The organism is Paenibacillus sp. J31R122, assembly GCF_056269185.1.
The window spans coordinates 176,150-200,299 of the sequence record NZ_JBWDNM010000013.1 but is presented as its reverse complement, the minus strand read 5'-3'; the positions used below and the strand labels follow the sequence as shown (position 1 = coordinate 200,299).

Below are 24,150 nucleotides of genomic sequence, written 5' to 3'. Positions count from 1 at the left end.
GCTCTATACAGCACCATGAAAATGATAGGGAACAGATACTTTATTTTCACCGCTTTTTATTTTTAGTTGATCAGGTAAGTAGGTCATGAATTCATTTGCAGTTTCAAGGTCCATCCACTGAACTTCTATTACTTCTCCATCTGGATCCGAGATTTTCATTTCGCCACCCACGATGTTTGCTATAATAGTAAAGAGTACTGCATGGTGTCCCCTTTCTGTAAACAGCGCTTCCCTTACCGAGTAAATTCCGGAAATTTCAATTTCAAATCCCGACTCTTCTTTAGTTTCACGTTTTACAGCTTCTTCTAATGTTTCACCTGCTTCGACCGCCCCGCCTGGAATACTCCAATACGATGAGTTCTCGTTTTTATTCAAAACCATTAATATTTTTTTGCTTGAATCATCGAAGATTAATGCGGAAGCCACGTTCACTTTTATCAAAAGAACACAATCCCTTCAAAAATAGTACTAAAATTAGCTTACGCCAAACGATATCTAACTTAATTATAGAATGTGTTACACACTTCTAAAAAGAGAAAGATGTTTCTTTTCTTTTTCCAGTTTTAATCGGATTCTGTTGAGCCTATTTAAAAACCTACGGATTTCTGCAATACAGTAATACTTTCTTCTTGGAGAGCCTTGTTTTTTTCAATTCCAGTTGAGTTATACCATAATCTCCAATTATTTTTTTTCTTCCAATATGATACTATATGAATAGATTTGACTTTCATAGAATGGGGTGTGCTGGATCAATGAGTCATAGCCAGATTGAAGAAGGATACTTTGGTGAATTTGGGGGAAGCTTCATTCCTCCTGAGCTAAAAGAAGTGATGGATTATTTAAGTGAACAGTTTTATAAATATAAGGAAGACCCCGAATTTAATGAAGAACTGCGTTATTATTTGCGCGAATATGTAGGTCGTGAAAATCCGCTAACCTTCGCTAAACAAATAACAGAAGCATGGGGCGGTGCCAAAGTTTACTTGAAGCGTGAGGATCTTAACCATACTGGCGCACATAAAATCAATAACGTTGTTGGCCAAATTCTACTTGCCAAAAGAATGGGTGCAAAACGTATTATCGCCGAGACCGGAGCAGGTCAGCATGGTGTTGCAACCGCCACAGTGTGCGCGATGTTCGACATGCAGTGCGTCATTTATATGGGGGCAGAAGACACAAAGCGTCAGGCATTGAACGTTTTTAGAATGGAATTGCTAGGGGCTACTGTCGTACCTGTACATAAAGGCCAAGGCCGCTTGAAAGATGCGGTAGACGAAGCATTGAATGATTTGGTCCAAAACTACAAAAACACGTTCTACTTACTTGGTTCCGCAGTAGGACCGCATCCTTTCCCGTCCATGGTGAAACATTTCCAATCTATTATTAGTGAGGAATCAAAACGCCAAATATTAGAAAAAGAAGGACGTCTGCCCGATGCAGTCATTGCCTGTGTAGGCGGAGGAAGCAATGCGATTGGTGCTTTCGCTCACTATTTGGACGAGCAATCGGTTCGATTAATCGGTGTAGAGCCGGATCAAGCGCCAACGTTAACACAAGGTGTTCCAGGCGTCATTCACGGCTTCAAATGCTTAGTACTTCTTGATGAGCAAGGTAATCCAAAGCCAACCTACTCCATTGCTGCAGGATTAGACTACCCGGGAATTGGACCAGAGCATAGTCACCTTAAAGTATCTGGACGTGCAGAATACGTTACAATTAGTAACGAAGAAGTATTAGCAGCCTTCCAAGAACTATCCCGCAAAGAAGGAATTATTCCTGCACTAGAAAGCGCGCATGCTGTTGCTTATGCGAAGAAGCTTGCTCCTACTATGAGCAAGGATCAAATTATAATTATTAACCTGTCCGGACGTGGAGACAAGGACGTTGAGCAAGTGTTCCACATGCTTAAGGCATAATATTATCTATAGGGCATTCACCATATAAAACAGAAAACCACGTCCTAAGGACGTGGTTTATTTGTAGCTAAGATATATAGATACCAAAGTAATTGTTAAGACTAGTGGGATCGGAATCTATATACACGATAGAGCAGCAAGCCAAACAGCATTCCCAGGAAAGAGATAGCAGATATGGACAGATAAAGAGTTTGACCGCCGAAAGTTTCATATACGGCTCCTCCTAAATAGGAGGCCAAGATCCCTGAAACTCCGAAAAACAGCAATGCTAGTACCGTTTGACCCGTAGCACGCCATTCCGCTGGTACAATTCGATACAAGTATTGAATTGCTGCCGAGTAAAAAATCGGAAAAGTCAATAGCTGTAAAATTTGCAAATACGCCAAAAGATGAGGATCAGTAATCCATGCTGAAATGAAAAAACGAAGGAAATAAAACACGGCTGCAAAAGAAATCGTAAGCAGCTCTTTCCCTTTACGCATCCACCAAAAACTCAGGGCAAAAACGATTATCTCACTGCCTGCCGCCAGAAAAAAAGCCTGCCCTACTAATTCGGTACTACCACCAAGCTCGCGAATGTAAATTCCAAGGTATGTATCGTTCATTCTCGCTGGAACGGAACAGATAAATACCAGCAGCAAAAACAAAAGTGTCTCTTTATTGCTTATAAAATGCTTAAGGCTGCTTAGCGTAACAGGTTTTCCAGTAACAGGCGCATTAGGCATCTTCCAGCCTATAACCAAACTAAGGAGCCCTATGAGGGCAAAAAGATAAGCCAAGCTGTGTGCACCGTAATAAGAGATCACATAACCAGTAAAAAGCGATGCTACGGCATAACCCAAAGCGCCATAGGTACGAATGGATCCATAGCTGATTCCTGAAGATTCGGAGATCGTAAAATTCAGACTTTCCGTCAATGGATCGATTGGCATTAGAAAAAAGTAAAGTAGCATTGCAAATAAAATAAGCAGCGGATAGCTGCTGGTCTCGTACAACAAATAGCCTATTAGGCTTGAGAACAGTAATAGCACCAGCAATACTTTTCGGCTCGACCTTGTTTTATCGCTAATCATCCCCCAAAGAGGTTGAGCGATCAGGGTAATAAAACCTCCCGTACCGATTATAAAGCCAATTTGTGCCGGACTTAGACCCTGTACATCTAAATAGACCGGAAGGAATGAAATGAAAATAGCCAGTAGAGCAAAATACAAAAAGTTGAAGCCTCGTAATAGATTTGACATACTCATAAAAAAATCTATCCTCCATGTGTTTCTTCTGTCAGTGCCTTCATGTTCGCCGGGGCAGTCGTAGCTCGGCTCCCTCTTGTCCCCTTCGGGTTCTCTTTCACGATGCAGTAGGATTCATTTTTATTACGGCCTGCAGATTTGCTTCACCGCGCAGAGCGCGACTTTTCACTGGACTTCAACCGCTTAATAAAAAGAGAAGGCTACCATAGCGCCTACTCATCAATGTGTATTATTCAACTATAGTTTCCGTTAGCATTCCTATAGAGCGTTAAATTTTTGCTTTTCAAAAGAACGAGCGCCTCGGTACGATGGAAGTACGCAACGGGTCATAGCCCTAAAAATTCCATCATTCAGGAGGACGCTCTACTATGAAGTTTAAACCGCAAGCGAGACAAAATCAACTCATTGAAAAAAATACGATTGCTCAAATTGAATTGGAGCGTTACAACACCAAAGCAGAACCTCTGGTTGAATTAATACCAATCGGTAGTTATAAACAGGGGCTTAGTAAAGAGGTCAGCCCAATTTATAGGGATAAGTGCCCTTTTATCGATTTAGGCATATTGTAAAGTATGATAAAAAGGAGGCACACCATGATTCCTAATCAGCCATATGTGCAACAAACGGCTGCCATGCCGGATTACTACCAGCAAAATCCCATAAGTCCTAATCAAGCGGAAATGAATAAGCCGGCCAAGAGCGAAAATGCTCCGAAAACCCATTGCCATTGCTGCGTGGATTTGAGTCATATGCATGATTTCCATTACATGCACGACTTCCACCATATGGACGACTATCATCATATGCACGATTATCATCCCATGCATGACTTCCACCCGATGGATCATTACCATCCCATGCATGACTTCCATCCTGCAATGCATGAGTCATGGGATCCCCATATGCCTGATGATCACCATCATCCCCATGAAGGATGGGAATTTACATCACTCGATTATCATCATGAATGGTTTCATCCCTATGCTTATCCGCATCATATGTATCATATGCATCATATGCATCATCCTATTTGCTACCCTGTTATCTGTTACCCGGCTGACAAAGATCAACAAGGCCAGCCAAGATAAGCGAGCAGCTCTCCTATTAACAATACGCAGAAACCAAAACGGACAGATGGAATGTCATCGACATTCCATCTGTCCGTTTTTGACTTGATCCCTAATGCGCCAAACTCCCCTCAAGCCGAGAGCGTGACCGGCAGTGACCGACCGGAATTTGAATCAGGCTCGTTAGTCCGCGTGAAACCATGCCATAGAGTTCATCGCTTACGTTTGCATCGAAACCGAGCAGCGGTCGTCCTCCCATACGGGAAGCGGATGCCGCAAGCAGCAACCGGTGGACAAGCATCCCTGCCTCCATTTGCTGGATCCGGTAGCCGCGATAACCGAGCTTCGCATGGTGATAATTCAAATCGCCAGCAATATGGAAGCAAAGCGGCACTTGATGCAAATTTACGTTGTCCAACGACATCCCGTACTGAAGCCATCCCCTATGGTCTCCCGCACGAAGCAGCTGCAAGGCATGCGCCGAGCTATCATAACGATAAGCGCCGTTCGCGATGCCTTCAACGCCGTAAAAGGAGCCAAACAAGGTTATGCGGGACGCTGGACCATTCTGATTACCGTCCAAATCGTTTCGGTATTTAAAGGATAATAGAGCCTCATTCAATAAAGCAGCGAGACTAGATTGGCTAACCTGCAGCAAAATGAATTCATTTTCCGGTGAATATCTCTCTTGAAGCACCGACGCCAAATCATAAGACAGCCTATTTACACTCGGCAACTTATACGCAGCGCTGTTATCAGAGTCCTGCTTTTCGATTCCGATAGGTTGAAATGAATCGGAACAATCCAGCATGGAAGCTTCGTTCAGCTTCAAGAGCATCGGAAATGCCAACACTCTCCGTGAGCGCATATAATGCTCATGCTGCAGCTCCTCAAGTTCCTCGCACAAATCGGCCGCCGTAACGGCATCTCCCTTCTTCTCGTTGGAAAACCAATTAAACCCCGGCTCATTCGAGAGCGGAATGACCGCATAGGCGCTTTCTTCATGCTCGGATAAACCGAGCAGTCGATTAACGGCACGATCGAGAAATTGGAAACAGACTCCCGCCTCAAAGCCGAACCTTTTTGCCGTTTCCAGCAGCTGCCCCATTAACAGACCGGCATCCAGCCCCTGCAGACGATAACAAAAATGATTATATTTAAAGTAATTTTTCCAAAACATCGTCGACACGAAAGCAACGCCAAAAGCTGCGGATAGGTCGCATCGGTTCCCCAGCGCCTTGCTCAAGTAATCGTCAAACGAGCCTTCGCGGAGTAAAATCAATCGATGATGCGCCGCATCGTAATGGTAAACGCCATAAGGCAGCTCCTCCAGCTTCAAATATAAATAAAGCTCACTTGGATACAGCCCGCCACCTGATGGCACAAAGCGTCTGCAAAGCTGTAGCGAGCTTCCCCAATCGTCTCCCGCATCCGGGCCGTAAACGGATTGGCTAAGCTGCGTAAGGCCGAACGTATACCATAGAAAATGGCCAAGCTCCCTAAGCTTCGGCTTCGCCATTTCACGCTCTCCTACCAGCGTGAGCGGAACCTCGGCGCAGAGAGGAAAAAACGGCAAGCCCCGGTAAAGCTTATACGGGAGCGGCGCATCTTCCCAATCGGTCTCCCAATCTTTTGATTTCACCTTATCAGGGTCGAATTGTAATTGGTGCAGAAATACTTTCAGACTCATCCCTTCTCCTCCCAATAGGCTTGCATAGGGAAACGCCACATTGAGCCGTCCAATTATACTTATGGGAACGGATGCGGGTAAGCATTAAGCTGCTCTGGCGAGAGCGGCTTCTTCACATATCCAAGCTCCGAAGGAACCCGCAGTACCCGCTCCAAACCTGTCAAGCGAATCAGATGTTGTCCGAACGTCATAGGCAGCATGCCCGGAATCAGCACCTTCACGCAATGAAGGCCATTGCGCAGCGTCTCAGGCGTAGTCTGGTCCACCACGATCACATCCAGGTTTAACTCGCGTAACACGTGAAGGACGTCTTTTAAATCATCGGTTAAATCCGCATGCTTGCCCTTTGACTTAAACGCCTCCTCGAACGTGCGGCAAGGACGGCCGTTTTGGAGCAAAAAGTGCAGCCGTTCCTCCGACTGCTTCAAGCTGTACAGCATTGAATGATCATCCATCTGCCGGACGAGAAACGGATCATGCAGCATTTGCTCGTACTGCTCCCGATTCTCCTCCAATTTCTCGTTCAATGACAGCATCATGCCCGATAGCTCGTGGATCGCGCCTTTGGCAGCGCGTACCGGATCCGGATGGGCACCTGCCGCGCAAATCAGGTTAACGCCCTTATCCGCCCTATTTTTGGCGATCACCCAAACACTTGGAATGCCATGCTCCATCGTAGAGTTGAATAAATAAACGTCATACAAGGCAACCTCTCGTAAGCGCTCAATCATTAGGTTCAATTCGAGATCGCCGGCCGAATAAGGGTCCAAAGGTGAAAGCTGCAGCTGCGCATACCAAGTCATAAGGAACGAATCGCGTTCTACCACTTCCATTATGCCGTAAAATATAGCTTCCTCCAGACTGCCGCCTAATGCACAGCCATTCGAAGTTTCGTACACGAACCCGTGTCCGCATCCCGAACTATAATAGGCGAGCAGCTCCGGCACAAGAATCGGCCGCTCCTGTAAAAACGAGTACCCCCACACCCAATCTATTGGCCTGGTGGGATCAAACGGGCGGAAAGGGAAGTCGGGCCGCTCATACATTTCCTTCTCATGTACGCCAACCAGAACGGGATTTAGCGCCTGGTCCTTCAAATTGCGGTAGCTGTCATGGACTGCCGTTTGCTTCCCGCGCGGCGACATGCCGCAATATCTTTCCAACCCTTCCAAAATGGCGGTCATCTCACTGTCCGCATAGGAGTGCGTACGCCCAGCGCAGCCCTCATCTCCCGAGAACAAAGGCAAATTTATGCTCGCATCGGCGAATGGAGACAAGAGGTCGATCATTTTCCCGTTCAAAAATCCCGTCCGAGCGTCCAGATAATCATCTGCTAGTAGTCCTTTCAGTTCCGTCATCGAACGGCTGCGGTAGCTGTTTTCACTCACTTTTGGGCTTGGTTGCAATATGATCCGCGATGCTTCCGCAGAATCTTCAGTAACTTGCCCGCAAATTGGACAGAGCGGGTCAGGCAAGAAGAAATGGAGCGAGCTGTTCAGCGTTTGCAGATGGATTAACATTAACCGATTTTCCGCTTGCGCAGCGGAGCCTGCAAGCACTCTTCGAACCTCGGCTGCAATAACGTGAGCCATGTGCAAAAGCCCAATAGGAGATGACCAGATATCGGGCGAGGTCTCTCCATGCATGTAGTGCTGCTGAATTTCCCACATTTCCTTACGGTCATTTCCCGCCATTAAGCGCCGGAGATCGGCGCAGCCGGAGCATCCCTCCGTTCCCGGAACGACCAACGGCCCGATTACACCCTCCCCGAATGAAACAAATCCGCGCAGCCAAGGTACTCCGGACCGTTGAAACATCTCTTCCGCGAGCTGATGGTCTGAAGGGTTATAACCGTCATGTAAAACAAGTGCAAGCTCAGTGAGCTCCGGCACTTCGGTTGAAAAATCCTTTTGCCTTACCAACTGATGGTCTTCGGCTAATTCGCCGCATACAAAGTCTGCGAGCTGACCCTCCCCTATAACGGCCAAAATTACGCTCACGCTTCCTCCTCCTCCCGAAGCAGTACGCCGAACGCGCCAGCCAGCTCCACTTTCAAAAATGCCTCGGTAGTAAAATCAAACACAATTAGTTGCTTGCGGATGCGTTTTAATCGATCTAGAGCGGATTGCAAAGTCTCGTGATGTTTGATTGGTTCAGTTGACGGAATGGCTACGTTCAGTGCAGTCTCATTTGTCACATTTACAGAAGACCTGCTGATCGCATTCGCCGTCGTGCATGCAGCACCATTTTGGATTTCTAGCAAAGCATACTGCAATGCACCACGCAGCGCCCTCGTTTTGTTAAAGCCGACCGCGCCATACCAGCAGCCGTTTGCGCGAACCCATGCAACCGGGAATCCGAATGTTTCCTCGCCGAAACCGATCGCCGGCTCACCCTGCATGGTCGTTAGCGCACTCAAATAAAAGCGGCTGCGCTCATCATCATTTTGGACAAGCTGTGCTAAACGTACCGCTGGCTCTTGTGCTTCAAGCTTCCGAACAAGCGCTGCCGTCAAGCATTTTTGCAATCCGCGGCAAATGCTTTCCGCGATCGACTCCCCCGCTCCAACGCCCACAAATTCACTATGGAGAGCGGTGTCAGAGCTTTCTTTCCCTTCTTTCGCTGGACTTATAAGCCGATGGCCTATTCTCGATACATAGGCTTCAATGCCGGCAAGCCCCGCTTCTCTACGCGCTTCTTCATGATTGATGCCATTGCAGATGATTTCCGGCAGCAAGTCGGCCGGTCCATCCGTCAGCGGGTCAGCAGTTTGCACACGGCACTGGGACAGCGGAAGCTGCCACAATCCCCCTTCCTCCCATACGTGAAATATACCGGTTTCGCTTGATGTTAATCGGCTGAAATATTCAATTAATGATGATTGTGCCTTCTCTTTCGGCTCTCTTTCTAGTAGTAATTCCAATTGTTCAATTCGGCTGATAGAAGGATGACCGCTCGCAAGCGGGTGGGGGAGAAATGGATGCCAATTCCCTTCCAGCGTCTCCAAATCAAGCAGGAACAATTTATTTTTTAGCGCTGATGCCGCAACTTCGGTTGCCGTTTTGAGCCATTCGAAGACGATGACATTCGCAAGCATCGCTTCTGCCGCGGCAGAGACAACATGATGCCGCGGATCTTTGTCAATAGCCTGACGATGGAGCCTTCGCCTTGCGGACTCCCAGCCCCCCTCCGAATCCGGATGGATGAGTGGCCCTGCAATTCCCGCTTGCTTCAGCATCATCGCCGGTAGCAGCACCTTATTCTCTTCCTTGCAAATCTGTTGCAGCACCCGCAGCTCGGGCTCGCCGTCAGCATCCGACACGAACAATACCGCATCAAACGGCTGCACAGCCGTTCGCCAATCCACGTTTCCGTTTGTCAGAATAGCAATCTCGTCCACCTTAACCTCTTGATCCGATCTACGGGCATGCTCTTCCAGCTCCAAAATCCGCTTGCGATTCGTCGTTTCCGGATTCGTAATCCGCATATGAATGCGAGGCAAACCGGACTCCAATAAACATTTCACTAGCGAAACAAAAAAAGAGCCAGATCCGATGGCCAGTACGGTTGACTGTCGATAGAGCTGAAACCGGTACGCGCCCGAGCCTTCAAAGCTGTCCAAAAATTCGATCTGAGATGCATATTTCTTCAGTACGCTCTCTTGCAGCTGATGCGGCAGGTCCCGGCTTACATCCCTGACATAACCGTTGGCATGCAGCACTTCTGCGATTTCATAGACATGCCTTTGGTATTGGTCCGGCAACCCATCCGTCAGTTCATGCATCGAATGTTCGCCGTTAAATACTGGCATTAGTTTTTCAATCCATTGACCGATGGTGCTGCCTTCCATACGAAACGATCCGATATTATTTCGAAAATAGACGCTGCCGTCAGAGCTCGGGAGAAAAAAAGTGTCACCCCTTACTTTAAGCCGCATAGAAGGATCCAAATGCCATTCCTCCTTATTATGAATTCACATAAAACGTTGTAACTATTTAAAGGTATGTATAGTTATTTGTCCGTCATGCCAATTTTTATTGCAGAAAAAAAGCCCTTGTCAGCCGAATCGCTTACAAGGGCGCTTTGAATGGTCCATTCGCTTGATTATTTATAATGCATTAGCGGCAGTGAGCGCAGCTAGCACAACGAGCGCAGCCTCCGCAGCGCGCACAGCCTCCGCACCTTACGCAGTTGCCGCACCCTGCACAGCCCCCGCAGGAACAAAAACCGATACAAAATCCGAAGCAAAATCCGATGCAAAGCCGTGCATTGTTTGGATCAACTTGGCCTTGACCGGCGTTTGGCGTCATTCCACTTGATTTGTAAGGGTCAATATTCAAATTTTGAAGATCGTTTTTAAACTCATTCATCGCTGTAGCCTCCGTTATGTGATCATGATTCTTTCAACGGTTTTGACATTATTGGATATTTGCCATTAGAGCAGTTGAAACTTGCCTATGCCGTTGATTGTTCATGACATATACGTATGAAATTACCTCCGCTAGTGTTACTACTGCATCCGCCTATATGCAGAATTACTAAGTCTATATGAATACAGACAAAGAGGCTGCCTCCAAGGTCATAACTTGAAGACAGCCTCTCTAATTACGAATGATGCTACGATAACTCATTTATTACAGTAATGTCAGTTCAGAAGATTCATATATCAAATTGCACTCTTGTGTATTAACATAGGAATATTGCACACAAAGCATACCCTTGTTATCCTGAATACTCTGCTGCATAAGCAGAAGTGGTATATGCAACCCACATTGCATCATGGAATGAATCACTTGATCGGCTGTGACGATAGAAAGTGATGTGTTTGCAACTTTAAACCGACATTTCAATATTTCTTTAAGATATCTATTTAAAAGGCAGTTCTCTGGAGGCAGGTTATCGGTAATAGCCAGTCGCTTAGCAAAATAGGTTTCGGTATAAACTGGTGTTACTTCTTTACCTTCTGTATGAAAACACCTTTTTACTTTCCATAATTCTGAACCAACAGATATGTCAAATTCATTGGCCAAAGCTTCATTCGCTCTGCTTATCAGCGGGCGCTGCCACTGAACATACAATGTTTCCTTCGTTTTCATCTGATGCAAAAATATCTATCCCCTAACGTTATTGCCGTTTCATTTTTTTGATGATATTCTATCACATGTAATGACATATTGCCATTTAGAGGAGCATACACAATGCCTTTGTACGACCAAATTATAGAGAGCATCATGAAAAAAATAAATAACCATGAATTAAAGGAAGGCGATATGCTTCCTACTGAAATAGAACTAAGTGCACAATTCAAAGTAAGTCGTCCTACTGTTCGTACAGCCATGCTCAAATTGGTTAACGAAGGATACCTGACGCGAGTAAAAGGCCGAGGTACATTTGTAACCAAGCCCAAACTTGCACAAGAATCCTCACAATTTATTGAAAGCTACAATGAAGAAATGTTGAGTAAGGGACTCACTCCACGAACCTTCGTTTTGGATTTTAAAGTGATTACTAAAAATAATTTAGTTTCTGCTAAATTAAATATTTCTCCTAGTGATAAAATTATTCTGTTACGACGCCTACGTTATGTGCAGCCTACTAATGAAGAAAAACCCGTTGTGCTGACTACCGTATTTATTCCTTATGATCTTGTACCAGATTTGTTGAATTATGACCTTGAATCTTTTTCATTATACGAAGTATTAGACAAACATGGTATCACGGTTACTCAGGTGATTCGTGAATTGGAAATCAAGATGCTGTATGGAAAAACAGCACGTCTACTTGAGGCAAAAGAGAATTCTGCGGCTCACTTTATCTCTTCTACCGGCTATGATGCTGATGGGCGAGTAGTTGAATACTCAGAAAGCTTCTATCCCGCTGATCGCAATAAGTTTATTATAAAAGTTTCAAACTAGTATAATATTCTGATCATAGAGCAATCTTAAAGGTTCAATAACCTGAGATTGCTCTTATTTAGTGTGCAGATCATTCTATACGAAATAGCAATTTACAACGGTTTAGAAGGTTGCTACAATACTTATGTTATTACATTTAAATAAAATGACGTCTAGGAGGACACTATGTCAGAACATACTTTCACGATCTATTTGATTCATCACAGCCATACTGACATTGGATACACAGATTATCAGGAAAAAATTGAGATGCATCATGTTCATTTTATTAAAGAAGCTATCCATATTCTAAATGCAGCACATCAAGGAAAAGAAGAATGGCTTGGATTCAAATGGAACTGCGAAAGCTTCTGGTGTGTGGAGAAGTTTTTGGAGTACTCTTCGCAAGAAGAAATCAATGATTTTATCAAATATATTAATTCTGGCGAGATCGGGCTCTCCGGAAATTACTTAAACCTTACAGAACTGGTGGATGAAAGAGTTCTTCGTGATACATTTGCCCGTAACGTAGAGACGATGCGAAACTATAATATTTCTATGAAATCCGGCATGACTGCTGATATTAACGGCTATAGCTGGGGGTATGCTGATGCGCTCGCAGACCATGGAGTCGAGAACTTAATGTCCTGCATCCATGCTCATCATGGCTATCATCCACTATTTAAGAAGCAAACACCATTCTACTGGCAGTCACCAAAAGGAAGTAAAGTGCTAGTGTGGAACGGCGAACATTATTTGGTTGGAAATGAACTTGGCATCACGCAAGTAGGTGAATACGAATATAGCATTCGCGACAATTTCACTTCTGCCAATGTAGATAAATTCACAAAAGCCGAAATGCGAATTGAAGCTTATGTGCGAGTGCTCCAAGAAGAAGAGCATCCTTACCCATTCGTTCCGCTGAGCATATCGGGTAGAATGACAGATAATGCGCCACCCAACACAAAAATTATTGAGTTTGTCAATAAATACAACGCTCTTCACGGTGACCAGATCCGACTGGAAATGGTCACATTAGATGAGTTTTTTGAAGTATTAAGAAATAGCAAAGAAGAGATCCCAACCTACTCAGGCGACTGGGCTGACTGGTGGGCAGATGGTGTAGGTTCTACCCCAACTGTAGTACAGCATTATCGTGAAGCGAGCCGCAAGCTTGATATTGCCCATAAGCTCGATCCAGAATTCCAGTTCTGCAGCAAAGAATTGCTCGATAAAGCAAGCTACAATCTCATGTTCTATGCTGAACATACTTGGGGCTATTCTTCTTCCGTCTCCGAGCCGTGGCATCCAGGGGTAAATAAATTAGATTTGCGCAAAAGTTTATACGCACAGAAAGCTAATGAGTATGCTTCACGCGCCTGTGACCAGATCAGCTTTGCTAATGGGGAGACGCCATTCACTTTTAAAAACGAGCTATCTATGATCGCGATGAACCCACACGATACACGGGTGACGGATGTGATTCAAGCCGAAATGGAAGTTATTTATAACCCGCATTTTGAAGTTGTAGATGATACAACCGGTCAGACTGTTCCATATCAAATTGGGTCTTATTCACGTGGAAAAACATTGAATATCTTGGCTACTCTAGAGCCACACGAGAAGAAGCGCTATTCCATTCGTTTCACGGAAGCTCCACTTCTGTCTTCCTCTGGCCATTTTGAACAAATAGGTATTGATGGCGTAAATGACCTTTCTCCATCCTTTAAGCGTCAACTGGATAAAGGTAGTGTGGTATCCGAATATTACCTGGAAAATTCATTTTTCCGCATCCAATACAACGAAGGCGAAGGAATTAACTCGGTGTTGGATAAACGACGGAACCAGGAATTAGTAAAAAGCGATGCTCCTTACCGAGCTTTTACTCCTATATATGAAGTAACTGATGTTACTACAACGCAGTGCGATGAACGCCGCCTAATGGGACGCAACCGTAAATCAACTTCAACTCGTCGTTATGAGGGTAAGCTGCGGGGAGTAAATGTGCTGGAGGATGGAAACGTTTATTCCAGAATTGAATTACACTATGATCTAGAAGGAACTTCATTGTGCTCACTTCTGGTTACAGCTTACAAGGATATCCCGAGAATTGATGTAGACTTCCGTTGCCACAAGGACAGTGTATGGAATCCTGAAAATTTATATCTGGCGCTTCCCTTCACCACAGGAGAATCCGATGAACAATTGTGGATCGACAAAACCGGAGCTGTTCTGCGTCCACGTATAGACCAAATACCTGGAACCTGTACAGATTTCTATGCCGTACAAAATGGCCTGTGCCTATGTTCCTCTAAAGGTTCCCTTGCAATAGCTACACCTGACACGCCTCTCCTCATGATGGGCGACATCAAGTCGCATGAGATAAAGCTTGCTGGTGAAGCAGGGGTCAATAATCTGGATCATGTATATGCATGGATCATGAATAACTTCTGGGAAACCAATTTCAAAGTGGATCTTGGCGGTTTCCATCAATATCGTTATACACTGCTGCTAAGTGATAGCACTAATGCTGAAGATGTACTGCAGCAGGCTAAAATTGTGAATACTTCTATACTGGGATTCCAATCCTATCAATAGGACGCACCGCAATGTAACTAAGCACAAAGTAAATTTTGACCATAACGTTTACATCAGTATATAAAGACGAAACCACTCCTGACAATGGAGTGGTTTTTAAGTAGAACATCGTCATACCTTTTCAAAGATTATACTTTTTGACAATGAAAATAATAGTAGGAGAAGTGCTGGGTGGGCTTATGACTCGTTGGCTTGGATACACAAGCTTTATTTTTTCACAGCCTGATAGACGAATTTTTGACTTCCGTCAGTAGGTTGTTTCCCATCCTCGAAATCCGCACATACGGTTACTTCTGTAAACCCGATGCTTTGCAAAATGTACCTGAATTCTTCTACCCCATACCACCGTAACGCAAAACGTTGCAATTCAGTTTGGATTAGTTTTCCTTCATGCCATTTTTCATACTTTAAATAGTCGACTCTATACTGGTGAAAGAAAATATCAGCTTCTACACATTTACTTTCCATCGTGATGATGTCACCATTGGGAAAGTGATAGGTTGCTGATCCACCCCACTTATTGAGATGAGATCTGTCGAAATCCTTCTCCGGCAAAAATAAATCAAGTATGAGACGACCACCTGGTTCCAGATGTTCATACAGTCGATTGAGAACCTTTAGCGAAGCTTCACGTTGTTCAATTAACAAAAATGAACCGCCAGGAATTATGATAGCCTCATATTTATGTGGCAAAGAAAGCTCCAGCAAGTCTGCTTGATATAAGTTCGTATTCAGTCCACGTTCGTCAGAGCGTTTTCGACAAGAAGCCAACATTTCGGCTGAATAGTCCACTCCATCAACAGTAAGACCAGCTTCCAGAAGTGGGATAATAACACGTCCTGAACCAACCATTGCTTCGAGAATACGCCCCTTGCAATCTTTAAGCTTGTCTTGATAATATTCAACATCTCCACCAAAAGAATGTCCTATTCTCTTGGTCAGGTCATATACTTCAGTACAAAGTTCTCCATAATTACTAAAAGACATAAATGTGTTTTCCCTCCGTAATTTGCGTTTTAGAAGGGATAACATATGTAATTATCCCTTCCGCACCTCTAGAATAGTTTTATTACCAACGGTTGATTGAATTTTTCTCAAGATAATCACTCACTTTCTATTAGGTTATATTCACTGTAACGCGGAAGTATTGTCTGGACAATGGATAATTTAATTATAATGAACATTACTGCCTGGTATCCCAAATATCCCATTACTTGATTTTCTTCACCATTAAAGTAATACAATCACTACTTAGTAATATGGGTTTTCCGTCTCTTTTAATTTCAAATTCTAAAGGCTTGACCAGACAACTTATTTGTTTCCAATCGCAATATACACGTTTGAGCAAGTCCCAACCTTGGTCAGTAGTCATATTAACCTCAATTAATGGCTCTAGACTTTGGTTTGTTAATAAATTTGTTTCTTTGATGTTAGTGTTCATTATGATGCAGTTTATCCCATCTATTTTTGTTCCATTAGTCATATCTGCTAGGACTTTATTTAGCGTTTCTTTCGACTTAACATGTTCAAGACTTGAAACTGCGATTATTACGTCAAATTGATTTGGGATAATATCGTATTCTCCAATATCACATCTAACAGGCTTAATATATTTTTCTACCCCGTATTCTTTACTATAATCAACCAATTTTGAAAGAGCTGATTCTAATAGGTCAACGCAAATAATCTGGCCTTTTATATCTATTAGTTTTTCCGCCATTGGAATACTGTTTCTTCCAACACCACATCCTAAATCGAGTATCATTAGTTCATCTTTACCGTCTAAATAAGCAAATGAATCCATCACCGTTTTTACAGGCTTATGTAACCACGAACCTTCCTCAAACAATTTATAATGATCATAGCAGTGTTCATGATACCTTTTCTCTTCATCACGAATGTAATCAATTTTATTCATAATCAATTCCCCTTACGTTCCACTGTTCTATCTTCTCCCATGATCACCAATGCTTTTCCATAGCTTCTTCACTTCGAGAGAAGCCATTTCTTGAGTAAAACCGCACACTATCACTACTTGGCCAAAGGATAAGAAACTCGACATTATTCTCTTTTGACCAATTTTCCATAGCATTATGAATGTTGCTGCCGATACCTTGACTTCTAAAAGCAGGACGAGTGTAGACATTGGTCACATAACCGTAATAAGGGTCGGGAGATTTTCCGGGTCTGGGTACCTTATGTATTAATTGCAGGTACATATGTGAGACTATTTTATTATCAACTTCTGCTACCCAAATGAGCCAATCACCTTTATTAATTGCTGTTATCAAAAAATCACTACAAATTTGGTAAAAATCCTCAAATCTAGCTTCATTATTGTTATAGTCCTCTTCCGAGAAGTCCCAGCGCATTTGAACAAGTTCATCCACATCATCTAATGTCGCTAATCGAACATTTACCATAGGTCCACTCCTTCTTATTTGTTAACTAAGAAATTTTCTCATCACGGTACCATTGGTGAGCTAAGAAGCTGATACAACAACCAAAATAATATAAATGGAATACAACAGGCAATTAGAATTAAGATAACGACTGCCCTGCTTTTTAATTGTTTCAATGTCGAAACCCCCGTTAGTTAATGTCAGTAAGCTTTACAGCGATCATATTAATGCCCATCCCATTAGTCGAATTTCAATTGTTGCTTTGACTGTATTTCATACAATCAGATCTACATTCAAAACGACGTTTTCAACCTAGACTGTATTTCATACAATCTAATCATCAATTCTGCGGACAATGAGTGTCTAGTTTCCTATTAGATTGTACATTTTCCATTCAAACACATAGAAACAAGGAAGTAACAGGTGTTTGATTGCACAATTTCCATTCAAATTAACCATCCCTTTTGATTCTTTAAAAATAGAACATTGCTTCCATTGCCCATTCAATTTTACTATATTTCGGTAATAATGAAACTAAAACTTCATGATACAAGGCCCATTAACGTTGCGAAGCGCTGCCTTTCGTCATTGTACTATCTTGTTATCCTACTTATATTCGAAGTCTTGCATACAACTAAATTAAAGAGCTAATACAGCCTATTTTTGTAAAATGCTGTTGACAGCAGCATTATTCAGTTGTATGGTTAGTTACATGAGTAGTTAACCAGTTTGGTGGTGATGAAGAAATGGCATTTTTGATTGACGATAGCCGACCAATATTTGTTCAGATTGCAGAACGGATTGAAGATGACATTATTGAGGGTGTACTGCCCGAAGAATCGCAGGTTCTTTCGACGAACCAGTTTGCAGCCTTTTACAAGATAAATCCGGCTACTGCCGCGAAAGGTGTGAATATGCTTGTTGACGATGGAATTTTGTACAAAAAGCGAGGGATTGGCATGTTTGTGTCAGAGGGTGCTCGTGTGAAAGTGATTGAGAAGCGGAAGGAACAATTTTTTGAAGAGTATGTAGTAACGATGGTGCGGGAAGCGAAGAAGCTTGGCATCTCGGCCGAACAGTTAACGGATATGATCCGGAGAGGGGACCATGCATAATGAGTAAAATAGTCGAGTTGAACGGGCTGATGAAGACGTATGGAGATGTGCAGGCAATCAACAATGTCAGTTTTTCCATTGAAGAAGGGAAAATCTACGGTTTGCTAGGCCGGAACGGGGCAGGGAAGACGACGATCATGCATATGATTACCGCCCAGCTGTTCGCTACAAGCGGAGAGCTTCGCGTATTCGGAGAAAATCCCTACGAAAATAACCGCGTACTCAGTCAGATTTGTTTTATAAAGGAGAGCCAGAAATATCCTGATATCTATCGTATTATTGATGTGCTGAAAATTTCAGCTTCACTCTTTCCCAACTGGGATCACGATTATGCGCTCTCGCTTGCAGAAGATTTTCGACTTCCGTTAAAACGGAGAATGAAGAAGCTCTCCAGAGGGATGCTCTCCTCTGTTGGCATTATTGTTGGTCTTGCGAGCCGAGCGCCGCTCACAATATTCGATGAGCCATACCTGGGGCTTGATGCGGTAGCACGCAGTTTGTTTTATGATCGCTTGATTGAGGATTACTCGCTGCATCCACGAACAGTCATTCTCTCCACGCACCTCATCGATGAAGTAAGCCGCCTCTTGGAGCATGTGATCGTGATCGATAACGGAACCTTAATCATCGATGAGGATGCCGAGGCACTTCGTGACCGGGCGTTTACCCTGATGGGACCAAAAGCTGCAGTTGAATCCTTCACAGCAGACAAGGAGGTCATCCATCATGAACCTTTTGGTAACCTGGTATCAGCAACCGTGATGGGCCATTGGAATGCTATTGAACGCAAACAGGCAGAAGCTTTCGGACTTGAGCTTACCCCCGTATCTCTACAGCAGCTCATTATTTATCTGACAAATGGAAAAACACAAAGAAAGGCGGTTGAAGTCTAATGAACCGAGTCGTAAGTGTCATAAGAATGCACAGCAGGGATAAGTGGTCGTGGTTTTTCGTCCCTTGGCTGGTTATGCTTTCGAGCTTTATTGTTAATTTTGTTATCAGCTTTTTTGTTGATGAACCTCTTACAACAGGTGGTCTTTCCTCGATCTACTGTTATATGTTAGTAGCGGGAATTATTACATTGGCACAGACATTTCCGTTCGCGCTTGGCATGAGTGTAAGCAGAACGGATTATTATCTGGGAACCTCGGCTATGATTATTCTAACAAGCGTTGGATCTGCCATTATACTTTTTCTTCTCGGTCTCATAGAAGGTTGGACGGGGGCATGGGGGAGTGATCTTAATTTCTTTAATCTACCGTATCTCAGTGCTGGTCCTCTCATCAATCAATTCACGGTGCCTCTTGTCATCTTGTTGTTCATGTATTATTTAGGGATTATGATTGCTGCTATACAAAAGCGTACAGGACGTAATGGCATGTTTATCGTCGCAGGCTTTCTGCTAATGGTGTCTACAGTCCTTGGATTCCTAGCTAACTATCTAAATTGGTATCCTTCTATCTTTCATTGGATGGGCGAACAATCCGCTGTTGACTATGCTCTGTGGATGCTTCCTTTCATCGTAATATTCGCGTTAGTGTCTTACCTTCTGCTGCGTCGAGCGACGATATAATTCTTCAGTTTAAATAATTGTGCCCGCTAATAACAGATCGATTCGCCATGATTGAGTCGATAGGCGGAAGCTACAAAGTAACAACTACTAAAGCTAACGAACAAACCATTAAAACAGTAGCAACCGACGGTATTTATTTACTTGTTGAAGAAAATGAACGACAACAGTTAGAAAATCTACATGTACTACCAGGATGAGCAGCAATAAACGAGCTAAATCTTTTGATAGATAACAACTCGGAATAGAGTGTGATCGACTAACGCTCACACTCTATTTTGCATTTATCTACTTGCAAAGGGATCTCAAGCCATCCTCCTTGTCTTTCGAAAAAAACATATTTCGCAGACATAGCTCCTCCACTTGAAAATATCCCTAATTTCTCTATCAGCTTTCGTACTCTACGCTTGCAAGAAGAACGGCCGAAGAACCAGTCGGGAAGCCTGCTTCTACGATTTGAAACATCTCATCGTTTATGGCCCCGTAAGGCGAATCGTTGCCGTACAGGAGGATGATCGAATTATAAGCTCGGATGGTTTCATCGATCGTTGCCGGCAGTTGTTCAACAAACGGCTCGTGCTGCGAATATTCATACCGCAAATACTCGACAAATGCCATACGTTCTTCCTCATTGTTGAAAAAATGCAGCTCAAGAAAATCTTCGTCGATCCAGGAACACCCTGTGCTTGCTAGAAAGGCGGAAGGAAGCGCATCTCCGTCATCGTCGTAAACGATCTCGACAAAACCTCCCAGTTCTTCTTCGGATGAGAAGTTGGCCCCCCATATCGTTACGATATGTTTCATCTTGACTCACCTACCCTGTTGTTCAGCTTTTGAGATACAAACACCAAAATGATCACGTCTGGTTTCCCATAACAAATCACCGTAACAGACCGCAGCCCTAATATAAGTAGTACTATCCCCGGCCGCATCGGCAGCACCTCCATAGTTATATTTCCGTATAATTATCGCCCGTATCGACTGTTCCGCTGCTACCATTCATAGAAGTTATCCTCAATGAGCTCAGTGAACGAACTCGCCACAACGTCCATCTCTCCCGAATCATGGTAGCAGATGAGAACTTCCCCTTTTGAATTGATCATGATGGGATCGCCGGAACCGTTCATCGAAATAACATAACTGTCCTGCAGTTGATCACCAACAGAGGTCCCCATGAACTGTTGTCTAAACTCCAATGTCAATTCGACGATCGTTTCATTTCCCATCACGGAGCCATTAGAGAATGCGTATACGGGCAATCCTGCATACGCTCCACCGAAAGCCTTGATGAATTGGATATAATCCGCATGGATGGTCACATTCAAGCGGAGCTCCGCATCAGCAATTTGTTCGGCACTTGCAGGTATACCGACGAGGGAGGCATTGTCATCTTTGCCTAAAAAATGATGCAGCCGTTTCATCAGTTCTTCTTTCAACATGAAGTCGTCCTCCTCACTTGCGCTTGTCCATCAATGCCAATATGGCTGTGAACAACTGCTTCACATATTGATGCTCCTGATCTACCAGGCTCATCGCAACTATCGTTTATCCTTCCATTGAAAGCAGGGGTTCGTAGGGACGTGCTCATGGGGTATAATGCATTGGCAAGCCCAATACATTCTCCCGGATCATGTCGAGGTTCATATGTCGGGCGAATCAATGATCTCCTGATTTAATAGATTAAATTTTCCACTGAAACCAACGGCCATGTCCATCAGTTGCTGCAATCGTTTCCTTATGTTCCTTGCCATCAAGATAATAATCAAGATGGAGATTTAAATCCCACATATTATTGTAGAGGTGAAACACATCTCTAGTTTTACCCAGTTTTTGAAGACAGTCTACTAACTCATGTTTATCTTCTTCAGGTATTTGATTGGCTACATGTGTGTGAAAAACACAAATAACACAATCCTTAGGAATTGTTGCTGTGATTTCAGTCAGTAGTTTCACACCGTTCCCATCAACTAACTCCAAAGCTTGCTCTTTTAAACAGTTAGCAGCCATCTCAAAATTGTCTAGTCGGTCAGTATGCTCAGGCCATATCAATGACTTTAACCAAAGGTAGTCGTCAGGGTCATTTAGATCATTTACATGTAGATCAATTCCTATTCTTTTGGTCACTGGCGGGCTATTTTTAAGAAGAAATGGTAGTCTATCTCCATGTATTTCCGACTTGATTAACAGTTTGGAATGAGCATTCCCATATACTTCTTTGGAGTTATAAGAGTAACAAAACTTATCCCAAAGAAGCTGCAAACCCGCACTAGTTCCAATTTCAATTAACGCTAATGGCTTTTTTGTTTTTTCATAAATATAGCAAAATGATGGGTATAGATAAGCGCATCGTCTAACCTCGTTTGTTTGTACAAGCTTACTTTTTAAAATTGAAATAATATCATCCCCATGTTGCAGACAAAAATCTTTGAAAGAAGCAAATGACATTGTAGCCTCCCTCACATTGCTTACAATGCTACCATAATACTCTATTAATTCATGGTTCTTCCCTTTCAATAACAAGTAATGGACCGCTCCGAAAAATAGATTTGGGACAGGTTGGCCTTGCCCAACATGAGATGCCATTTGAAGTAATTCGTCGTCATCTGCGATTTTCACTGAAAGGTGTTCGTATAAGTTGCTTGAGTTTCTGCACTCTCTGACTGCAAACACCCTAAAGAGATCGGATATTACTTTCACATCCAATACTATCCCTCCTCATTTCCATCTACCGGAATTGTATCACTTCATCTCGATAAATAATATTCAAAGGCTTTTATAAACTATATAAAAAATACTTATCGATATTTAAATATGAGTGAACCTATTGAAGAATAACCGTTAGGGGAAGTACTAATTGAAATTTAATATGGGACGGGACGGACACCTAGTTACCACACATCTAGTTACCACTGTTCTATTTCAATGAATCTAAGTGGATCGGCGTTTAGAATGGATATCGTACAATCAAACACCTGCTACTTCCATGTTTCTATGTGTTTGAATGGAAAAGATACAATCTAATAGTACGCTAGAGTCTTTTTGTCTACAAAACGTACATTTAGCCTGTACGAAATACAGTCTGGGTCAAAATATATCGTTTTGATATAACTATTATTGAATGAAATACAGTCAAACAATCAAAAAAATGAAGAGTAAGCCTCCCTCACGATCTGCCTGCCGCTGATTTCCGTTATAAGCCTTATTTTGTATTGCCTTTCTGTTCTTTAACCGGAACAGAACCATATCAGATGATTTCACTATGACAATTTCAAATTATAAAAAAGCCGAACGAATCCTTCGTAAAGGTTTCATCGGCTTTCTGCATTAACTTTTAAACATAAACTTGATTGGATCATTCCTTGTTAAGTTTTGAGTCATTTGTGTATTTAACGACAGGCCATTTTTCCTTGCGCAATGCATCCAGCGATTCCGTGTAAACATGCAAATTGTCTCGAACCAGATCGCGAGGGGTAAGTGCCATCCATTGGTTCAACGATACATCGACAAATCGGTCACTCTTAAACATTTCTAAAAACCACAATGTTTGGTTGCCCGTATTCTGAATGTAATGCCCATAAGCAAATGGGACATAGCCAACATCACCAGCCCTATAATCAAAAGTGCGAGCTGCTCCATTACCAGCAAATACCGTCATTCTTCCTTGTCCAGTAAGGTAATATTGCCACTCATCATTATTAGGATGCCAATGAAGCTCTCTCATAGCACCGGGCTCGATCTCAACTAGCGCAGCAGCGATCGTTTTCGCGATAGGAAAGTTGGAGGAATCCACAATTCTTACACTTCCGCCGGGCGTTTTAAGCGGTGCTTGTGCCAGCAGCTGATACTTGAAGCTTTGCGGGATTGTACCAAAAGGGGACTGGACCTTCTGACTTTCCAGCGATCCTGGAACTTCATCTTGAAAAATATAAACCTGTTCTGACGGAATATGATCAAAGGCACTTTCTGGAACACCGAAATTGGCTGCCAGTACATCTTTTGGTGTATGTGCAAACCAATCAGAGATAGATAATGTGTTAAGGTCAGAAAAACTTCCGTTATCAAAAACGAGAAGAAATTCACATCCATCTTCAAGCCCCTGAATCGAATGTGGTATACCTGCGGGAAAGTACCAAAGATCACCTGGCCCGATATCAGCGATGAAATTTCTCCCTTCCTGATCTACCGAAGTAATCCGCGCCCCGCCTAGCAGCATAAAAGCCCATTCTGCTTGCTGATGCCAGTGAAGTTCGCGCACGCCACCCGGCGTTAAGCGCATATTAACGCCTGCAAGTGTTGTCGCTATCGGCAGCTCTCTTACAGTGATCTCCCGCGACCATCCACCGTGGTTTAATTGCATATGAGTATCTGAAAATGAAAATTTCAAGTTAGGAATCAAACCAGCATCAGTAATCGGTGGTACTAACATGTTGGGGTTCTCCAAATCCCGCATGATGTCCCGTGGTCCGAAATCTGTCGCTCCAGCGCCATCATTCCTTATGGGCTGCGGAACATTTTGGTTAGCAGCATGAGTTCCATGTCGGTTTTCCATATGACATACTCCTCTCATTTGAACGGGCACATACAGCATTCTGTAACCTTCATTCAAATAATTTATGCCATAGGTTCCATTCGTAGGACAATAATACGTTGA

At 43.3% G+C, this 24,150-nt stretch carries 22 protein-coding genes; 8 read left to right on the top strand and 14 right to left on the bottom strand.

What is annotated here, in order from left to right; all coding sequences use genetic code 11:
* Positions 1 to 3 precede the first annotated feature (3 nt).
* On the bottom strand, positions 4 to 432 hold the full coding sequence (locus tag AC0YN7_RS21240) for an NUDIX hydrolase (protein WP_475812080.1): 429 nt from the start codon (positions 430 to 432) through the stop codon (positions 4 to 6).
* A 320-nt stretch (positions 433 to 752) separates the two neighbouring features.
* On the opposite strand from AC0YN7_RS21240, the gene trpB reads away from it, so the two are divergent.
* Positions 753 to 1,916 carry a tryptophan synthase subunit beta gene (gene trpB, locus AC0YN7_RS21235; protein WP_475812032.1) on the top strand — a complete coding sequence of 388 codons (1,164 nt, stop codon included), beginning with the start codon at positions 753 to 755 and terminating at the stop codon, positions 1,914 to 1,916.
* A gap of 101 nt (positions 1,917 to 2,017) precedes the next feature.
* Here the strand turns inward: trpB and AC0YN7_RS21230 are convergent, their stop codons facing one another.
* Positions 2,018 to 3,163, bottom strand: a complete 1,146-nt coding sequence (locus AC0YN7_RS21230) for an MFS transporter (RefSeq protein ID WP_475812031.1) — start codon at positions 3,161 to 3,163, stop codon at positions 2,018 to 2,020.
* 368 nt (positions 3,164 to 3,531) lie between these two features.
* Here AC0YN7_RS21230 and AC0YN7_RS21225 point away from each other — a divergent pair, with 368 nt between their 5' ends.
* Both AC0YN7_RS21225 and AC0YN7_RS21220 read left to right on the top strand, forming a co-directional pair.
* A complete protein-coding gene (locus tag AC0YN7_RS21225; protein ID WP_475812030.1) occupies positions 3,532 to 3,732 on the top strand; it encodes a hypothetical protein in 201 nt (66 codons plus the stop codon).
* A gap of 24 nt (positions 3,733 to 3,756) precedes the next feature.
* Positions 3,757 to 4,251 carry a hypothetical protein gene (locus AC0YN7_RS21220; RefSeq protein WP_475812029.1) on the top strand — a complete coding sequence of 165 codons (495 nt, stop codon included), beginning with the start codon at positions 3,757 to 3,759 and terminating at the stop codon, positions 4,249 to 4,251.
* 91 nt (positions 4,252 to 4,342) lie between these two features.
* Here AC0YN7_RS21220 and AC0YN7_RS21215 read toward each other — a convergent pair whose 3' ends face one another.
* The 5 genes from AC0YN7_RS21215 to AC0YN7_RS21195 all read right to left on the bottom strand — a co-directional run bounded on the left by AC0YN7_RS21215 (position 4,343) and on the right by AC0YN7_RS21195 (position 11,016).
* A complete protein-coding gene (locus AC0YN7_RS21215; RefSeq protein WP_475812028.1) occupies positions 4,343 to 5,920 on the bottom strand; it encodes a SagB family peptide dehydrogenase in 1,578 nt (525 codons plus the stop codon).
* A 59-nt stretch (positions 5,921 to 5,979) separates the two neighbouring features.
* Positions 5,980 to 7,920, bottom strand: coding sequence for a TOMM precursor leader peptide-binding protein (locus AC0YN7_RS21210; protein ID WP_475812027.1), 1,941 nt, complete (start codon positions 7,918 to 7,920; stop codon positions 5,980 to 5,982).
* Complete coding sequence (locus AC0YN7_RS21205; RefSeq protein ID WP_475812026.1) at positions 7,917 to 9,869, bottom strand: putative thiazole-containing bacteriocin maturation protein; 1,953 nt, start codon at positions 9,867 to 9,869, stop codon at positions 7,917 to 7,919. Before AC0YN7_RS21205 ends, AC0YN7_RS21210 begins: the two co-directional genes overlap by 4 nt.
* Positions 9,870 to 10,038: 169 nt before the next feature.
* A complete protein-coding gene (locus AC0YN7_RS21200) occupies positions 10,039 to 10,290 on the bottom strand; it encodes a heterocycloanthracin/sonorensin family bacteriocin (RefSeq protein WP_475812025.1) in 252 nt (83 codons plus the stop codon).
* Positions 10,291 to 10,554: 264 nt separating this feature from the next.
* The gene (locus AC0YN7_RS21195) at positions 10,555 to 11,016 is read right to left on the bottom strand and encodes a UTRA domain-containing protein (RefSeq protein WP_475812079.1); all 462 of its coding nucleotides are present in this window, start codon (positions 11,014 to 11,016) and stop codon (positions 10,555 to 10,557) included.
* Between the two features lie 102 nt (positions 11,017 to 11,118).
* On the opposite strand from AC0YN7_RS21195, the gene AC0YN7_RS21190 reads away from it, so the two are divergent.
* The gene (locus AC0YN7_RS21190) at positions 11,119 to 11,835 is read left to right on the top strand and encodes a GntR family transcriptional regulator (RefSeq protein ID WP_475812024.1); all 717 of its coding nucleotides are present in this window, start codon (positions 11,119 to 11,121) and stop codon (positions 11,833 to 11,835) included.
* 165 nt (positions 11,836 to 12,000) lie between these two features.
* Complete coding sequence (locus AC0YN7_RS21185) at positions 12,001 to 14,412, top strand: glycoside hydrolase family 38 N-terminal domain-containing protein (RefSeq protein ID WP_475812023.1); 2,412 nt, start codon at positions 12,001 to 12,003, stop codon at positions 14,410 to 14,412.
* A 207-nt stretch (positions 14,413 to 14,619) separates the two neighbouring features.
* Here AC0YN7_RS21185 and AC0YN7_RS21180 read toward each other — a convergent pair whose 3' ends face one another.
* From AC0YN7_RS21180 to AC0YN7_RS21170, 3 genes are all read right to left on the bottom strand, one after another.
* Complete coding sequence (locus AC0YN7_RS21180) at positions 14,620 to 15,399, bottom strand: class I SAM-dependent methyltransferase (RefSeq protein WP_475812022.1); 780 nt, start codon at positions 15,397 to 15,399, stop codon at positions 14,620 to 14,622.
* A 223-nt stretch (positions 15,400 to 15,622) separates the two neighbouring features.
* Entirely contained in the window at positions 15,623 to 16,330 is a 708-nt protein-coding gene (locus AC0YN7_RS21175) for a class I SAM-dependent methyltransferase (RefSeq protein ID WP_475812021.1), read from the bottom strand.
* A 43-nt stretch (positions 16,331 to 16,373) separates the two neighbouring features.
* A complete protein-coding gene (locus AC0YN7_RS21170) occupies positions 16,374 to 16,835 on the bottom strand; it encodes a GNAT family N-acetyltransferase (protein ID WP_475812020.1) in 462 nt (153 codons plus the stop codon).
* Positions 16,836 to 17,560: 725 nt separating this feature from the next.
* Between AC0YN7_RS21170 and AC0YN7_RS21165 the strand changes: the two genes are divergently transcribed.
* From AC0YN7_RS21165 to AC0YN7_RS21155, 3 genes are read left to right on the top strand one after another with little or no spacing between them, the layout of a single operon-like run.
* Positions 17,561 to 17,929, top strand: a complete 369-nt coding sequence (locus AC0YN7_RS21165) for a GntR family transcriptional regulator (protein ID WP_475812019.1) — start codon at positions 17,561 to 17,563, stop codon at positions 17,927 to 17,929.
* Positions 17,929 to 18,822: an ABC transporter ATP-binding protein gene (locus tag AC0YN7_RS21160; protein WP_475812018.1), complete on the top strand. Its 894-nt coding sequence runs from the start codon at positions 17,929 to 17,931 to the stop codon at positions 18,820 to 18,822. Before AC0YN7_RS21165 ends, AC0YN7_RS21160 begins: the two co-directional genes overlap by 1 nt.
* Positions 18,822 to 19,502: a hypothetical protein gene (locus AC0YN7_RS21155; protein ID WP_475812017.1), complete on the top strand. Its 681-nt coding sequence runs from the start codon at positions 18,822 to 18,824 to the stop codon at positions 19,500 to 19,502. The genes AC0YN7_RS21160 and AC0YN7_RS21155 overlap by 1 nt, the downstream gene beginning before the upstream one ends.
* A 384-nt stretch (positions 19,503 to 19,886) precedes the next feature.
* Here AC0YN7_RS21155 and AC0YN7_RS21150 read toward each other — a convergent pair whose 3' ends face one another.
* From AC0YN7_RS21150 to AC0YN7_RS21135, 4 genes are all read right to left on the bottom strand, one after another.
* Positions 19,887 to 20,303 carry an immunity 22 family protein gene (locus AC0YN7_RS21150; protein ID WP_475812016.1) on the bottom strand — a complete coding sequence of 139 codons (417 nt, stop codon included), beginning with the start codon at positions 20,301 to 20,303 and terminating at the stop codon, positions 19,887 to 19,889.
* A gap of 188 nt (positions 20,304 to 20,491) precedes the next feature.
* Positions 20,492 to 20,938, bottom strand: coding sequence for an SMI1/KNR4 family protein (locus tag AC0YN7_RS21145; RefSeq protein WP_475812015.1), 447 nt, complete (start codon positions 20,936 to 20,938; stop codon positions 20,492 to 20,494).
* A 241-nt stretch (positions 20,939 to 21,179) separates the two neighbouring features.
* Positions 21,180 to 22,202, bottom strand: a complete 1,023-nt coding sequence (locus tag AC0YN7_RS21140) for a DUF2332 domain-containing protein (RefSeq protein WP_475812014.1) — start codon at positions 22,200 to 22,202, stop codon at positions 21,180 to 21,182.
* Between the two features lie 649 nt (positions 22,203 to 22,851).
* Positions 22,852 to 24,048 carry an oxalate decarboxylase family bicupin gene (locus AC0YN7_RS21135; RefSeq protein WP_475812013.1) on the bottom strand — a complete coding sequence of 399 codons (1,197 nt, stop codon included), beginning with the start codon at positions 24,046 to 24,048 and terminating at the stop codon, positions 22,852 to 22,854.
* Positions 24,049 to 24,150 lie beyond the last annotated feature (102 nt).

Bases quoted from the DNA above. Each gene is read 5' to 3' on its own strand.
- trpB (WP_475812032.1), top strand. From the start codon at position 753: ATGAGTCATAGCCAGATTGAAGAAGGATACTTTGGTGAATTTGGGGGA.
- AC0YN7_RS21230 (WP_475812031.1), bottom strand. From the start codon at position 3,163: ATGAGTATGTCAAATCTATTACGAGGCTTCAACTTTTTGTATTTTGCT.
- AC0YN7_RS21225 (WP_475812030.1), top strand. From the start codon at position 3,532: ATGAAGTTTAAACCGCAAGCGAGACAAAATCAACTCATTGAAAAAAAT.
- AC0YN7_RS21220 (WP_475812029.1), top strand. From the start codon at position 3,757: ATGATTCCTAATCAGCCATATGTGCAACAAACGGCTGCCATGCCGGAT.
- AC0YN7_RS21215 (WP_475812028.1), bottom strand. From the start codon at position 5,920: ATGAGTCTGAAAGTATTTCTGCACCAATTACAATTCGACCCTGATAAG.
- AC0YN7_RS21200 (WP_475812025.1), bottom strand. From the start codon at position 10,290: ATGAATGAGTTTAAAAACGATCTTCAAAATTTGAATATTGACCCTTAC.
- AC0YN7_RS21195 (WP_475812079.1), bottom strand. From the start codon at position 11,016: ATGAAAACGAAGGAAACATTGTATGTTCAGTGGCAGCGCCCGCTGATA.
- AC0YN7_RS21190 (WP_475812024.1), top strand. From the start codon at position 11,119: ATGCCTTTGTACGACCAAATTATAGAGAGCATCATGAAAAAAATAAAT.
- AC0YN7_RS21185 (WP_475812023.1), top strand. From the start codon at position 12,001: ATGTCAGAACATACTTTCACGATCTATTTGATTCATCACAGCCATACT.
- AC0YN7_RS21180 (WP_475812022.1), bottom strand. From the start codon at position 15,399: ATGTCTTTTAGTAATTATGGAGAACTTTGTACTGAAGTATATGACCTG.
- AC0YN7_RS21175 (WP_475812021.1), bottom strand. From the start codon at position 16,330: ATGAATAAAATTGATTACATTCGTGATGAAGAGAAAAGGTATCATGAA.
- AC0YN7_RS21170 (WP_475812020.1), bottom strand. From the start codon at position 16,835: ATGGTAAATGTTCGATTAGCGACATTAGATGATGTGGATGAACTTGTT.
- AC0YN7_RS21165 (WP_475812019.1), top strand. From the start codon at position 17,561: ATGGCATTTTTGATTGACGATAGCCGACCAATATTTGTTCAGATTGCA.
- AC0YN7_RS21160 (WP_475812018.1), top strand. From the start codon at position 17,929: ATGAGTAAAATAGTCGAGTTGAACGGGCTGATGAAGACGTATGGAGAT.
- AC0YN7_RS21155 (WP_475812017.1), top strand. From the start codon at position 18,822: ATGAACCGAGTCGTAAGTGTCATAAGAATGCACAGCAGGGATAAGTGG.
- AC0YN7_RS21150 (WP_475812016.1), bottom strand. From the start codon at position 20,303: ATGAAACATATCGTAACGATATGGGGGGCCAACTTCTCATCCGAAGAA.
- AC0YN7_RS21145 (WP_475812015.1), bottom strand. From the start codon at position 20,938: ATGTTGAAAGAAGAACTGATGAAACGGCTGCATCATTTTTTAGGCAAA.
- AC0YN7_RS21135 (WP_475812013.1), bottom strand. From the start codon at position 24,048: ATGGAAAACCGACATGGAACTCATGCTGCTAACCAAAATGTTCCGCAG.